The sequence below is a fragment of the Bacillus sp. G16 genome (genome assembly GCF_021282335.1).
Lineage (GTDB): Bacteria > Bacillota > Bacilli > Bacillales > Bacillaceae > Bacillus > Bacillus inaquosorum.
Map to the genome: position 1 here is coordinate 80,578 of NZ_JAJSOZ010000003.1, position 13,211 is coordinate 93,788.

At 46.8% G+C, this 13,211-nt stretch carries 11 protein-coding genes and 1 riboswitch; all 11 genes read left to right on the forward strand.

Annotated elements, in window-relative coordinates:
* Positions 1 to 73 precede the first annotated feature (73 nt).
* The 11 genes from pyrP (at position 74) to cysP (ending at position 13,211) form a co-directional block, all read left to right on the forward strand.
* Complete coding sequence (gene pyrP / locus LWH95_RS04370; RefSeq protein WP_232919042.1) at positions 74 to 1,381, forward strand: uracil permease PyrP; 1,308 nt, start codon at positions 74 to 76, stop codon at positions 1,379 to 1,381.
* Between the two features lie 145 nt (positions 1,382 to 1,526).
* Positions 1,527 to 2,441 (forward strand): aspartate carbamoyltransferase catalytic subunit, encoded by a 915-nt coding sequence (locus LWH95_RS04375; protein WP_232919043.1) that lies wholly within the window; start codon positions 1,527 to 1,529, stop codon positions 2,439 to 2,441.
* Positions 2,425 to 3,711, forward strand: a complete 1,287-nt coding sequence (locus LWH95_RS04380) for a dihydroorotase (RefSeq protein WP_232919044.1) — start codon at positions 2,425 to 2,427, stop codon at positions 3,709 to 3,711. Before LWH95_RS04375 ends, LWH95_RS04380 begins: the two co-directional genes overlap by 17 nt.
* Positions 3,708 to 4,802: a carbamoyl phosphate synthase small subunit gene (locus LWH95_RS04385; RefSeq protein ID WP_133487510.1), complete on the forward strand. Its 1,095-nt coding sequence runs from the start codon at positions 3,708 to 3,710 to the stop codon at positions 4,800 to 4,802. Before LWH95_RS04380 ends, LWH95_RS04385 begins: the two co-directional genes overlap by 4 nt.
* Complete coding sequence (carB, locus tag LWH95_RS04390) at positions 4,787 to 8,002, forward strand: carbamoyl-phosphate synthase (glutamine-hydrolyzing) large subunit (protein WP_003238652.1); 3,216 nt, start codon at positions 4,787 to 4,789, stop codon at positions 8,000 to 8,002. The genes LWH95_RS04385 and carB overlap by 16 nt, the downstream gene beginning before the upstream one ends.
* On the forward strand, positions 7,999 to 8,769 hold the full coding sequence (pyrK, locus tag LWH95_RS04395; protein WP_232919045.1) for a dihydroorotate oxidase B electron transfer subunit: 771 nt from the start codon (positions 7,999 to 8,001) through the stop codon (positions 8,767 to 8,769). Before carB ends, pyrK begins: the two co-directional genes overlap by 4 nt.
* On the forward strand, positions 8,769 to 9,704 hold the full coding sequence (locus LWH95_RS04400) for a dihydroorotate dehydrogenase (RefSeq protein WP_232919046.1): 936 nt from the start codon (positions 8,769 to 8,771) through the stop codon (positions 9,702 to 9,704). Before pyrK ends, LWH95_RS04400 begins: the two co-directional genes overlap by 1 nt.
* Positions 9,673 to 10,392, forward strand: coding sequence for an orotidine-5'-phosphate decarboxylase (gene pyrF, locus LWH95_RS04405; protein WP_133487508.1), 720 nt, complete (start codon positions 9,673 to 9,675; stop codon positions 10,390 to 10,392). Before LWH95_RS04400 ends, pyrF begins: the two co-directional genes overlap by 32 nt.
* Complete coding sequence (gene pyrE, locus LWH95_RS04410) at positions 10,389 to 11,021, forward strand: orotate phosphoribosyltransferase (protein ID WP_003238648.1); 633 nt, start codon at positions 10,389 to 10,391, stop codon at positions 11,019 to 11,021. Before pyrF ends, pyrE begins: the two co-directional genes overlap by 4 nt.
* A 143-nt stretch (positions 11,022 to 11,164) precedes the next feature.
* Positions 11,165 to 11,270: riboswitch (SAM riboswitch) on the forward strand.
* A gap of 163 nt (positions 11,271 to 11,433) precedes the next feature.
* Positions 11,434 to 12,135: a phosphoadenylyl-sulfate reductase gene (locus tag LWH95_RS04415; protein ID WP_003238646.1), complete on the forward strand. Its 702-nt coding sequence runs from the start codon at positions 11,434 to 11,436 to the stop codon at positions 12,133 to 12,135.
* An 11-nt stretch (positions 12,136 to 12,146) separates the two neighbouring features.
* On the forward strand, positions 12,147 to 13,211 hold the full coding sequence (gene cysP, locus LWH95_RS04420) for a sulfate permease (RefSeq protein WP_003238644.1): 1,065 nt from the start codon (positions 12,147 to 12,149) through the stop codon (positions 13,209 to 13,211).

The window sequence follows — 13,211 nt, forward strand, 5'->3', positions numbered from 1 at the left end:
TAGCAAAGAGGTTTTTTTATACAGTCATTGAGTCATCCTAAAATGAAAGTCAACAATCAGGGGGAAATTCATCATGAGTAAGAAAAAAGTAAATTTAGGAGTCAGGGATGTCCCGACACCTTTCTCTTGGGTTTCATTCAGCCTGCAGCATTTGTTTGCCATGTTTGGCTCAACGATTTTGGTTCCGAAGCTGGTCGGAATGAGTCCTGCTGTGGCATTGGTGACAAGCGGCATCGGGACACTTGCTTACCTTCTTATAACGAAAGGGCAAATTCCGGCGTATCTCGGTTCATCCTTCGCCTTTATTTCTCCAATCATACTGGTAAAAGCGACCGGCGGGCCGGGAGCGGCAATGGTTGGGGCGTTTCTTGCAGGGTTAGTGTACGGGCTGATTGCCTTATTGATCAGGCAGCTTGGAACAGGATGGCTGATGAAGATTCTCCCGCCTGTAGTCGTAGGCCCTGTTATTATCGTCATCGGGCTGGGTCTGGCAAGTACTGCAGTAAACATGGCGATGTACGCTGATCCAAACGCAAGTGAATTAGTCTACAGCTTAAAGCACTTCAGTGTCGCAGGAGTTACGCTGGCCATCACGATTATTTGCGCCATTTTCTTACGAGGATTTTTAAGCCTGATCCCTGTTTTGATCGGAATTATCGGCGGATACTTGTTTGCCCTTACTCAAGGGATTGTCAACTTCCAGCCGGTGGTTGACGCGAAATGGTTTGCAGTGCCTGAATTTATCATCCCGTTCAAAGACTATTCACCGTCAGTAACACTCGGCATCGCAGCGGCAATGGTTCCCGTCGCGTTTGTGACAATGTCAGAGCATATCGGCCACCAAATGGTGCTGAGCAAAGTTGTCGGACAAGATTTCATTAAGAAGCCGGGGCTTCATCGCTCCATTATGGGGGACAGCGTGGCGACAATCCTTGCTTCCCTGATCGGCGGTCCGCCGACAACGACTTACGGGGAAAACATTGGCGTGCTGGCCATCACAAGAGTATTCAGCGTCTTTGTCATCGGCGGGGCGGCAGTGATTGCCCTTTGCTTCGGCTTTATTGGCAAAATCTCAGCGCTGATCAGTTCAGTGCCGTCAGCGGTCATGGGAGGCGTCTCCTTCCTGCTGTTCGGAATCATCGCTTCGAGCGGTCTGAGAATGCTGATTGACAACAAAATTGATTATGAAAACAACAGAAACCTCATTATTACATCAGTTATCCTTGTGATCGGTGTAGGAGGCGCATTTATCCAAGTGTCTCAAGGGGGATTCCAAGTGTCGGGAATGGCGCTTGCAGCAATAGTCGGTGTCATCTTAAACCTGATTCTTCCACAGCCGAAGGAAGAGCAGGCAGATACATCTGAACAACATCATATCTAAAACCTTTTAAAGAAAGTCCAGAGAGGCTTGGAAGGGTTATGAAGAGAAGGAAGCTTCAATGCTGCCCTCTATTTAACCATACCCCCAGTCTATCTAAGACCGGGGTTTTTTTCAGCCTTAAAGTTGAAATGAGAGGGGAAAAAACATGAAGCATTTAACGACGATGAGCGAACTCAGTATTGAGGAAATCAAAGATTTGCTTCAAACAGCACAAGACCTAAAAGGCGGAAAAACAGACAATTGGCTTATGGGGAAATTTGCAGCGAACCTGTTTTTTGAACCGAGCACGAGAACGCGGTTCAGCTTTGAGGTCGCAGAAAAAAAGCTGGGTATGAATGTGCTCAACCTTGATGGAACAAGCACAAGCGTGCAAAAAGGCGAAACCTTATACGACACCATCCGGACGCTCGAATCAATTGGTGCGGACGTGTGCGTCATCAGGCACAGTGAGGATGAGTACTATAAAGAGCTTGTCAGCCAGGTGAATATCCCGATTCTGAATGCGGGAGACGGATGCGGCCAGCATCCGACACAATCACTGCTTGATTTAATGACGATTTATGAAGAGTTCAATACGTTCAAAGGGCTTACCGTCTCCATTCACGGCGATATCAAGCACAGCAGAGTGGCTAGATCAAATGCAGAAGTTTTGACAAGATTGGGGGCACGTGTCCTGTTTTCCGGTCCTACGGAATGGCAGGATGAAGAAAATACATTCGGCACATATGTCTCAATAGATGAAGCAGTTGAGTCTTCCGATGTCGTCATGCTGCTGCGCATTCAAAATGAAAGACATCAGTCCGCTGTCAGCCAAGACGGCTATTTAAACAAGTACGGTTTGACTGCAGAACGGGCTGAACGTATGAAGCATCATGCGATCATTATGCATCCAGCTCCGGTAAACAGAGGAGTGGAGATTGATGACAGCTTAGTCGAAAGCGAAAAATCAAGAATCTTCAAGCAAATGCAAAATGGCGTATTTATCAGAATGGCAGTGATACAGCGTGCCTTACAAACCAAAGTGAAAAGAGGAGAAGCAGCGTATGTCATATCTCATTAAAAACGGCTGGATACTTAACAAAAATGGTGAAAAAACAGAAGCGGATATTCGAGTGACAGGAGAAATCATCTCTGAAATCGGCAAGCTTGATGCAGCGGATGAAGAAACAGTAATTGATGCAAAAGGATTGCTTGTTTCACCTGGATTTGTTGATCTCCACGTACACTTCAGAGAGCCGGGCGGAGAGAAAAAAGAAACCATTGAAACCGGCGCAAAAGCAGCAGCGCGCGGCGGCTATACAACAGTAGCAGCAATGCCGAATACGCGGCCTGTTCCTGATACGAAGGAGCAGATGGAATGGGTGCAAAACCGTATTAAAGAAACATCATGCGTCAGAGTTCTTCCGTATGCATCTATTACGATCAGACAAATCGGCGGTGAAATGACAAACTTTGAAGCTTTAAAAGAAGCCGGGGCATTTGCCTTCACAGATGACGGCGTCGGTATACAGACAGCAGGAATGATGTATGAAGCGATGAAACGGGCAGCTGCAATTGACAAAGCGATTGTTGCGCATTGCGAAGACAACTCCTTAATTTACGGAGGAAGCGTTCATGAGGGGACATTCTCCAAAGCGAACGGTCTCAATGGCATTCCATCTGTGTGTGAATCGGTCCATATTGCCCGCGATGTATTGCTGGCTGAAGCGGCAAACTGCCATTACCATGTATGCCATATCAGCACGAAAGAGTCTGTCAGAGTCGTACGCGATGCGAAAAAAGCAGGAATCAGAGTGACAGCAGAAGTATCACCGCATCATTTGCTGCTTTGTGATGAGGACATCCCGGGGCTGGACACAAATTATAAAATGAATCCTCCGCTCCGCAGCGCAGAAGACAGAGCCGCTTTAATCGAAGGTCTTTTAGACGGAACAATTGATTTTATCGCAACAGACCATGCGCCGCATACAGAAGAAGAGAAAAACACAGACATGAAGCTGGCGCCATTCGGAATTGTCGGCTTAGAAACAGCGTTTCCGCTTCTATACACACACTTTGTCAAAAAGGGTAGCTGGTCGCTGAAACAGCTGATTGACTACATGACAATCAAACCATGCGAAGCGTTCGGTCTCCCATACGGAACATTACAAACGGGGCAAGTCGCTGACATTACGTTAATCGATTTGGAAAAAGAAGCAGTTATAGACAAAGAGACATTTTTATCAAAAGGAAAAAATACACCATTCAACGGCATCAGCTGCACCGGCTGGCCGGTCGCTACAATTGCGGCAGGAAAGCTTGCTTATGAAGAAGGGAGACTTGTCAAATGAAGAGACGATTAGTACTGGAAAACGGGGCGGTATTCGAGGGAGAAGCCTTCGGAAGTTTAGAGCACAGCATGGGAGAAGTCGTTTTTAACACTGGGATGACAGGCTATCAGGAAATTTTATCTGATCCTTCTTACTGCGGGCAGATCGTAACATTAACGTACCCGCTTATCGGAAATTACGGCATTAACCGTGATGATTTTGAATCCATTACCCCTTTTGTGAAAGGGCTGATCATCAAAGAATTATGTGAACTGCCTTCAAACTGGCGTTCAGCATACACATTGGACGAATATTTAAAAATGAAAAACATTCCGGGATTGCAGGGGATTGATACGAGAAAGCTGACAAGAATGATTCGCACGGCAGGCGCGCTAAAAGGAACATTCGCTACACCTGATGAAGATATCGAGGCAGTGCTGAAAAGACTGAACGAAACTGAACTGCCGAGAAATCAAGTATCCCAAGTATCAGCCAAAACAGCATATCCGAGCCCGGGAAGAGGCAAACGCATTGTCTTGGTTGACTTCGGCATGAAGCACGGAATTCTAAGAGAGCTGAACAAACGGAAATGTGACGTTATCGTTGTGCCTTACAACATTACAGCAGAAGAAGTGCTTCAGCTAAAACCGGACGGCATCATGCTTTCTAACGGACCTGGGGATCCAAAAGATGTGCCTGAAGCGATTGAAATGATTAAGGGTGTTCTCGGAAAAGTGCCATTATTCGGAATATGTCTCGGCCACCAATTATTCGCGCTGGCGTGCGGGGCGAATACTGAGAAAATGAAATTCGGCCACAGAGGCTCAAACCACCCGGTAAAAGAGCTGGCTACCGGAAAAGTCGCCTTGACATCTCAAAACCATGGCTATACAGTGTCATCCATCAACGAAACAGAACTGGAAGTGACACATATCGCAATTAATGACGATACGATTGAAGGGCTGAAGCATAAAACACTGCCGGCATTTACAGTTCAATACCATCCTGAAGCCTCGCCTGGTCCTGAGGATGCCAACCATCTATTTGACAGATTCATTGAAATGATCGAAACAACAGAGAAAGAAGGGGAAGCGGTATGCCAAAACGCGTAGACATTAACAAAATTTTAGTAATCGGATCCGGACCGATCATCATCGGCCAAGCAGCAGAATTTGACTATGCGGGAACGCAAGCCTGCCTTGCTTTGAAAGAAGAAGGCTATGAAGTCATCCTTGTCAACTCAAACCCTGCCACGATCATGACAGATACAGAAATGGCTGACCGGGTTTACATCGAACCGCTCACACCTGAATTCCTGACACGAATCATCAGAAAAGAACGCCCAGATGCCATTCTCCCCACTCTCGGAGGCCAAACCGGTTTGAATCTTGCGGTTGAGCTTTCAGAAAGAGGCGTCCTGGCAGAATGCGGCGTTGAAGTGCTTGGCACGAAGCTGTCTGCGATTCAGCAGGCTGAAGACCGCGACTTGTTCAGAACACTGATGAATGAGCTGAATGAACCGGTGCCTGAAAGTGAGATCATCCACTCTCTGGAAGAAGCTGAAAACTTCGTCAGTCAAATTGGTTTCCCTGTCATTGTCCGCCCGGCATATACATTAGGCGGAACAGGCGGAGGCATCTGCTCGAACGAAACCGAACTGAAAGAAATTGTTGAGAACGGCTTAAAATTAAGCCCGGTGCATCAATGTCTGCTTGAAAAAAGCATCGCCGGCTATAAAGAAATCGAGTATGAAGTCATGAGAGACAGCCAGGATCACGCCATTGTCGTTTGTAACATGGAGAACATTGATCCAGTCGGAATCCACACTGGAGACAGTATTGTAGTCGCGCCGAGCCAAACGCTCAGCGACCGCGAATATCAGCTCTTGCGGAATGTATCGTTAAAACTGATTCGCGCTCTTGGAATCGAAGGCGGATGTAACGTACAGCTCGCTTTAGATCCAGACAGCTTCCAATACTACATTATTGAAGTAAACCCGCGTGTCAGCCGTTCATCTGCTCTTGCATCAAAAGCGACGGGATATCCGATTGCAAAGCTCGCTGCTAAAATCGCAGTTGGCCTTTCATTAGATGAAATGATGAACCCGGTGACAGGAAAAACATATGCAGCATTTGAACCGGCTCTTGACTATGTCGTATCCAAAATTCCGCGCTGGCCGTTTGATAAGTTTGAATCAGCAAACAGAAAGCTCGGCACGCAAATGAAAGCGACAGGAGAGGTCATGGCGATCGGCCGAACGCTTGAAGAGTCATTGCTGAAGGCTGTGCGTTCCCTGGAAGCGGATGTGTATCATCTGGAATTGAAAGACGCTGCTGACATTTCCGATGAGCTTCTTGAAAAACGAATTAAAAAGGCCGGTGACGAACGCTTATTCTACTTAGCTGAAGCATACAGAAGAGGCTACACGGTAGAAGAGCTCCATGAATTTTCCGCTATCGATGTCTTCTTCCTGCATAAGCTGTTCGGAATCGTACAGTTTGAAAAAGAACTGAAGGCGCATGCGGGCGATACGGATGTGCTGAGACGGGCAAAAGAACTCGGATTCTCTGATAAGTACATCAGCCGTGAGTGGGAAATGAAAGAATCGGAGCTTTACAGCTTGAGAAAACAAGCGGGAATTGCACCGGTCTTCAAAATGGTAGATACATGTGCGGCGGAATTTGAATCAGAAACGCCATACTTCTACAGCACATACGAAGAAGAAAATGAGTCTGTCGTTACGGATAAGAAAAGTGTGATCGTGCTTGGTTCCGGTCCGATTCGAATCGGTCAGGGTGTTGAGTTCGACTACGCAACTGTTCACTCTGTGTGGGCCATTAAACAAGCAGGCTATGAAGCCATTATTGTCAATAACAACCCGGAAACCGTTTCAACAGATTTCAGTATCTCAGACAAGCTGTACTTTGAGCCGCTTACAATTGAAGATGTCATGCATATCATTGACCTCGAACAGCCGGTGGGCGTTGTCGTACAATTCGGCGGACAAACTGCCATTAACCTGGCAGACGAGCTTTCTGCACGCGGAGTCAAAATCCTTGGGACTTCATTAGAAGATTTAGACCGCGCGGAAGACCGGGATAAATTTGAACAAGCGCTTGGAGAACTTGGCGTTCCGCAGCCGCTTGGCAAAACAGCGACATCAGTTGATCAGGCGGTAAGCATCGCGAGTGACATCGGCTATCCGGTACTGGTGCGCCCTTCCTACGTACTAGGCGGCCGGGCGATGGAGATTGTTTATCATGAGGAAGAACTGCTTCATTACATGAAAAACGCAGTCAAAATCAATCCGCAGCACCCAGTATTAATTGACAGATATTTAACTGGGAAAGAAATTGAAGTGGATGCAGTATCTGACGGTGAAACAGTTGTAATCCCGGGAATTATGGAGCACATTGAACGTGCGGGCGTTCACTCCGGAGACTCAATCGCTGTTTATCCGCCTCAGTCTCTCACAGAGGACATTAAGAAAAAAATTGAACAATACACGATCGCACTAGCGAAAGGGCTGAACATTGTCGGTTTGCTCAATATTCAATTCGTCTTGTCAAAAGGCGAAGTGTACGTGCTCGAAGTGAATCCGAGATCAAGCAGAACCGTACCGTTCTTAAGCAAAATTACAGGTATCCCAATGGCGAATCTCGCAACCAAAATCATTCTCGGTCAAAAGCTGGCTGCGTTTGGCTATACAGAGGGCCTTCAGCCTGAACAGCAAGGTGTATTTGTAAAAGCACCGGTCTTCTCCTTTGCTAAGCTGAGAAGAGTGGACATTACGTTAGGGCCTGAAATGAAATCAACAGGTGAGGTCATGGGTAAAGATTCTACCCTTGAAAAGGCGCTCTATAAAGCCCTGATTGCTTCAGGCATTCAAATCCCTAACTACGGTTCCGTGCTTTTAACAGTGGCTGATAAGGACAAAGAAGAAGGGCTAGCCATCGCTAAGCGGTTCCATGCGATCGGCTACAACATTTTAGCCACGGAAGGAACGGCAGGTTACCTGAAAGAAGCTTCAATTCCAGCGAAGGTCGTCGGAAAAATCGGCCAGGACGGCCCGAACTTGCTTGATGTGATCAGAAACGGAGAAGCGCAGTTTGTCATCAATACGCTGACAAAAGGAAAGCAGCCTGCACGAGACGGATTTAGAATCAGACGTGAATCAGTAGAAAACGGTGTTGCCTGCTTAACATCTTTAGATACGGCAGAAGCGATATTGCGAGTACTGGAAAGCATGACATTCCGTGCTGATCAAATGCCGGCAGTCAATACAAATCAGGAGGCGGCAGTCACTATATGAAAAAAGCGTATTTGACAGTATGTTCTAACCAGCAAATTGCAGACCGGGTGTATCAAATGGTTCTGAAAGGGGAGCTTGTCCAAGGGTTTACAACCCCGGGACAGTTCCTTCATCTTAAAGTGAGCGAAGCGGTTACGCCTCTTTTGAGAAGGCCGATCAGCATCGCCGACGTCAACTTTGAAAAAAATGAAGTTACCATCATTTATCGAGTAGATGGGGAAGGAACAAGGCTCTTGTCGCTAAAGCAGCAGGGAGAGCTTGTAGATGTCCTCGGGCCTTTGGGAAATGGCTTTCCGGTCAATGAAGTCCAACCCGGAAAGACGGCTTTGCTGGTAGGAGGCGGTGTAGGTGTGCCGCCTCTCCAAGAGCTGTCGAAACGCTTGAACGAAAAAGGGGTCAAGGTCATACACGTTTTAGGATTTCAATCAGCAAAGGATATTTTTTACGAAGAAGAGTGCCGGCAGTACGGAGACACGTATGTGGCAACAGCTGACGGAAGCTATGGGGAAACTGGGTTTGTTACAAATGTAATTAAACAGAAAAATCTAGAGTTTGACATTCTCCTCAGCTGCGGGCCGACACCGATGCTGAAGGCGTTAAAACAGGAATATGCCCATAAAGAAGTCTACCTGTCTATGGAGGAACGAATGGGCTGCGGAATCGGCGCATGCTTCGCGTGTGTGTGCCATACAAACGAAAGTGAGACATCCTACGTAAAAGTATGTCTCGACGGGCCTGTATTTAAAGCTCAGGAGGTGGCGCTGTAATGCTAGAGGTGAAATTACCTGGGCTTGATTTGAAAAACCCGATCATTCCTGCATCAGGCTGCTTCGGTTTTGGAAAAGAGTTTGCGCGTTTTTATGATTTGTCTTGTCTCGGAGCAATCATGATCAAAGCTACGACAAAAGAGCCTCGCTTCGGGAATCCGACCCCTAGGGTAGCTGAGACTGGCGCTGGAATGCTCAATGCGATCGGTCTGCAAAATCCGGGGCTGGAAAGCGTCTTGCAAAATGAGCTGCCGTGGCTTGAGCAGTTTGATACGCCGATCATTGCCAATGTCGCAGGCTCTCAAGTCGAGGATTATGTTGAAGTCGCGAAGTATATCAGCAAAGCGCCTAATGTTCATGCACTTGAATTAAACATTTCCTGCCCGAATGTGAAAACAGGCGGAATCGCTTTTGGCACGAACCCTGAAATGGCTGCCGATTTGACGAAAGCGGTTAAAGAGGTTTCAGATGTGCCCGTTTATGTGAAGCTTTCCCCGAACGTGGCAAATATCACAGAAATTGCATCAGCGATCGAAGAGGCGGGAGCGGATGGTCTTACGATGATCAACACATTAATCGGCATGAGGCTCGATTTAAAATCAGGCAAGCCGATATTAGCGAATAAAACAGGGGGACTTTCCGGCCCTGCTGTGAAGCCGGTTGCCATTCGCATGGTGTATGAAGTCAGCCAGGCTGTCAATATCCCGATTATCGGTATGGGAGGCGTGCAGACGGCTGAAGATGCACTGGAGTTTCTTCTCGCGGGAGCAAGCGCGGTCGCTGTCGGAACAGCAAACTTTGTGAATCCTTTTGCATGTCCAGACATCATTGAACAGCTCCCTGCTGTTTTGCGCCAATACGGCTATCAATCAATTGAAGAATGCATCGGAAGGAGCTGGAATCATGAAAAACAACCTGCCCATCATCGCGCTTGATTTTGCATCAGTTGAAGAAACACTTGCATTCTTAGCGCCTTTTCAGAAAGAACCGTTATTTGTAAAGGTTGGAATGGAGCTTTTTTATCAAGAAGGGCCATCCATAGTTAAACAACTAAAAGAAAGAAATTGCGAACTGTTTTTAGATTTAAAACTTCATGACATCCCGACCACTGTAAACAAAGCGATGAAGCGCCTTGCCGGTCTCGGAGTAGACCTCGTCAATGTTCATGCGGCCGGGGGCAAAAAAATGATGCAAGCAGCTCTGGAAGGTTTAGAAGAAGGTACGCCGGCTGGAAAAAAACGCCCGTCACTTATCGCGGTAACCCAGCTGACAAGCACATCTGAACAAATGATGAAAGATGAACTGCTGATCCAAAAGCCTCTGATCGACACGGTTGTGCACTACAGCAAACTGGCGGAAGAAAGCGGACTGGATGGAGTGGTCTGCTCTGTTCATGAAGCGAAAGCAATTTACCAAGCGGTTTCGCCTTCATTTCTGACTGTCACTCCGGGGATCAGGATGTCAGAGGACGCTGCGAATGACCAAATCCGCGTAGCAACACCTGCAATTGCAAGAGAGAAAGGTTCATCAGCGATTGTGGTAGGACGCTCGATTACAAAAGCGGCAGACCCGGTAAAAGCCTATGAAGCTGTCAGACTCGAATGGAAGGGAATCAAACAATGAAACAAATCATCGCAAAACATCTATTAGACATCCAAGCTGTATTTTTACGCCCAAACGAGCCATTTACATGGGCAAGCGGCATTTTATCGCCAATCTACTGTGACAACCGCCTTACACTATCTTTCCCGGAGGTCAGAAATGATGTCGCCACAGGCATCAGCAAGCTTGTCGAAGAGCATTTTCCTGAAGCTGAAATGATTGCGGGAACAGCAACAGCCGGTATTCCTCATGCTGCACTGGCGGCTGACCGTTTGAATCTTCCGATGTGTTATGTGAGAAGCAAGCCGAAAGCGCACGGAAAAGGCAATCAGATTGAGGGAGCTGTTCAAAAAGGCCAAAAAACGGTCGTCATTGAAGACTTAATCTCCACAGGAGGCAGCGTGCTTGAAGCTGCGGCAGCTTTACAAGCGGCTGGCTGTGAGGTGCTTGGGGTTGTCTCAATCTTTACGTACGGGCTTCCTAAAGCGCAGGAAGCGTTTGCGAAGGCAGAACTGCCATACTACTCATTAACTGATTATGATACGCTGACAGAGGTTGCGCTTGAAAACGGAAATATTCATTCGGACGATCTAAAAAAGCTGCAAACGTGGAAGCGAAATCCCGAGTCAAAAGATTGGTTTAAAAAATAAAATTAAATTCCGGTGATGCACAGGGGCTTCAAAGCCTTGCTGTGCGTGAAAACAGGCCTAGAGGCCTGTTTTTTTATTAATCCTATAAAAAAAGTCGGGTTGACTTATGTTAGAATTGTGCTAAAATTTACTACAAATCTAAAAACTTATCAAGAGCGGCTGAGGGACTGGACCTATGAAGCCCGGCAACCTGCACAGTGTGTAAGGTGCTACTTCCAGCAAAATGAATTCCATTTTGAAAGATAAGGGCTACATGCTGTTCCTGTCTTTCTTTCCGCCGGATTGAAAGTTTTTTAATTTTAAGAGGAAAAAAGGCTGTTTGCGTTATCAGCAGCCGCACCACATTACAATTGGGAAAAGACAACCGGCAGAAAGCTACTGTTTGTTTGTCTCCGAAAGGAGGAAAGAAGAAATGTTAACGTACGATAATTGGGAGGAACCAACGATTACATTTCCGGAAGACGATCCTTATAAAGGAGCGCTGTCAGTTTTAAAGTGGGCATACGGCCATTACGGCAATCAGCTTGTTTATGCCTGCAGTTTCGGAATTGAGGGAATCGTTCTGATTGACTTAATTTATAAAGTGAAAAAAGACGCAGAGATTGTGTTTCTTGATACAGGACTTCATTTTAAAGAAACCTATGAAACGATTGAGCGAGTGAAAGAGCGTTATCCGGGTCTTAATATCATCCTGAAAAAGCCAGATCTTACCCTTGAGGAGCAAGCCGAAGAATATGGTGACAAACTGTGGGAAAGAGAGCCGAATCAGTGCTGCTATCTTAGAAAGGTTGTTCCTTTAAGAGAGGCGCTTTCAGGGCATCCGGCCTGGCTTTCCGGTCTGCGCCGCGATCAAGGGCCAAGCCGTGCCAATACGAATTTCTTAAACAAAGATGAAAAATTCAAATCAGTAAAAGTATGTCCGCTTATCCATTGGACTTGGAAAGACATTTGGAGATACACATCCCGGAATGAGCTGGACTACAACCCGCTTCATGACCAAGGATATCCAAGCATTGGCTGCGCACCTTGTACGGCTCCTGCTTTTACCGCAGAGGATTTACGCTCAGGCAGATGGAATGGTATGGCGAAAACAGAATGCGGATTGCATGAATAAGGAGCTGCAAAATGGAATTAGCCGCTATTTTATTTAGCTTGTTTTTCGCGATGAATATCGGTGCAAGCGGCGCTGCAGCTTCGATGGGAGTTGCTTACGGCTCTGGAGCCATCAAAAAGAAAACCTACGCTTTGATCATATGTGCAGTCGGTGTGCTGGCCGGGGCGGTCATTGGCGGGGGCGAGGTTGTAAAAACCATCAGCTCCGGCATTATCCCTGAGCAGACGATTACACTGACGATTGTTTGCATCATTATTGGAGCCGCTGCGCTGTCGCTCTTTACGGCTAATCTGCTCGGCATTCCATTGTCGACAAGTGAAGTAACAGTCGGCGCGGTTGTCGGAGTGGGAGTGGCTTACAAAGTATTGTTTGTGAACAATCTTCTGGTCATTGTGGCGTTTTGGGTTTTTGTCCCGCTGTTTGCTTTCGGCTTCACCTATTTTGTTTCAAAGCTGTTTAGCTATTTTAAGATTGAAATTAAGTCTTCTAAAAAGCAAAAAATCCTTGGCATTGTTTTGTTAGTTGCCGGATTTTTTGAAGCGTTCTCTGCCGGCATGAACAACGTAGCGAATGCCGTTGGCCCATTAGTAGCGGCCGGTGTGCTTGATGTCGCGAAAGGAACCTTGTACGGGGGAGTTTTTGTCTCCCTTGGCGCACTGTTATTAGGCCGGCGGGTGTTAGAAACAAACGGGAAGAAAATTACGAGATTCTCAAAAGGAGAAGGCATTCTCTTATCCGGTACAGGAGCCGGACTGGTGATCATCAGTTCTGTATTTGGGATGCCGGTGCCCCTGGCGCAAGTCACGTCATCGTCTATTATCGGAATAGGCATGGCAAAAAACGGTCCGAATGTGTTCCATAAACAAGTTGTTCAAACGATGCTGAAGGTATGGATCGTATCGCCGTTTTTATCTTTATCGATTTCTTATCTGCTTGTATCCTTGTTTTTAAAAGAGGATTATTATTCAATCTTTATCATGGTAAGCGTGCTTTTAGCGGCGGGCGGTGCCATCAGCCTGACGAAGGCCATTCGTAAAGAGAGACGCTCTGTCCACGAACAAGGCGGGGGAATCTGA

Excerpts from the sequence above, each read along its gene's own strand:
- pyrP (WP_232919042.1), top strand. The coding sequence starts at position 74 with ATGAGTAAGAAAAAAGTAAATTTAGGAGTCAGGGATGTCCCGACACCT.
- LWH95_RS04375 (WP_232919043.1), top strand. The coding sequence starts at position 1,527 with ATGAAGCATTTAACGACGATGAGCGAACTCAGTATTGAGGAAATCAAA.
- LWH95_RS04380 (WP_232919044.1), top strand. The coding sequence starts at position 2,425 with ATGTCATATCTCATTAAAAACGGCTGGATACTTAACAAAAATGGTGAA.
- LWH95_RS04385 (WP_133487510.1), top strand. The coding sequence starts at position 3,708 with ATGAAGAGACGATTAGTACTGGAAAACGGGGCGGTATTCGAGGGAGAA.
- carB (WP_003238652.1), top strand. The coding sequence starts at position 4,787 with ATGCCAAAACGCGTAGACATTAACAAAATTTTAGTAATCGGATCCGGA.
- pyrK (WP_232919045.1), top strand. The coding sequence starts at position 7,999 with ATGAAAAAAGCGTATTTGACAGTATGTTCTAACCAGCAAATTGCAGAC.
- LWH95_RS04400 (WP_232919046.1), top strand. The coding sequence starts at position 8,769 with ATGCTAGAGGTGAAATTACCTGGGCTTGATTTGAAAAACCCGATCATT.
- pyrF (WP_133487508.1), top strand. The coding sequence starts at position 9,673 with ATGAAAAACAACCTGCCCATCATCGCGCTTGATTTTGCATCAGTTGAA.
- pyrE (WP_003238648.1), top strand. The coding sequence starts at position 10,389 with ATGAAACAAATCATCGCAAAACATCTATTAGACATCCAAGCTGTATTT.
- LWH95_RS04415 (WP_003238646.1), top strand. The coding sequence starts at position 11,434 with ATGTTAACGTACGATAATTGGGAGGAACCAACGATTACATTTCCGGAA.
- cysP (WP_003238644.1), top strand. The coding sequence starts at position 12,147 with ATGGAATTAGCCGCTATTTTATTTAGCTTGTTTTTCGCGATGAATATC.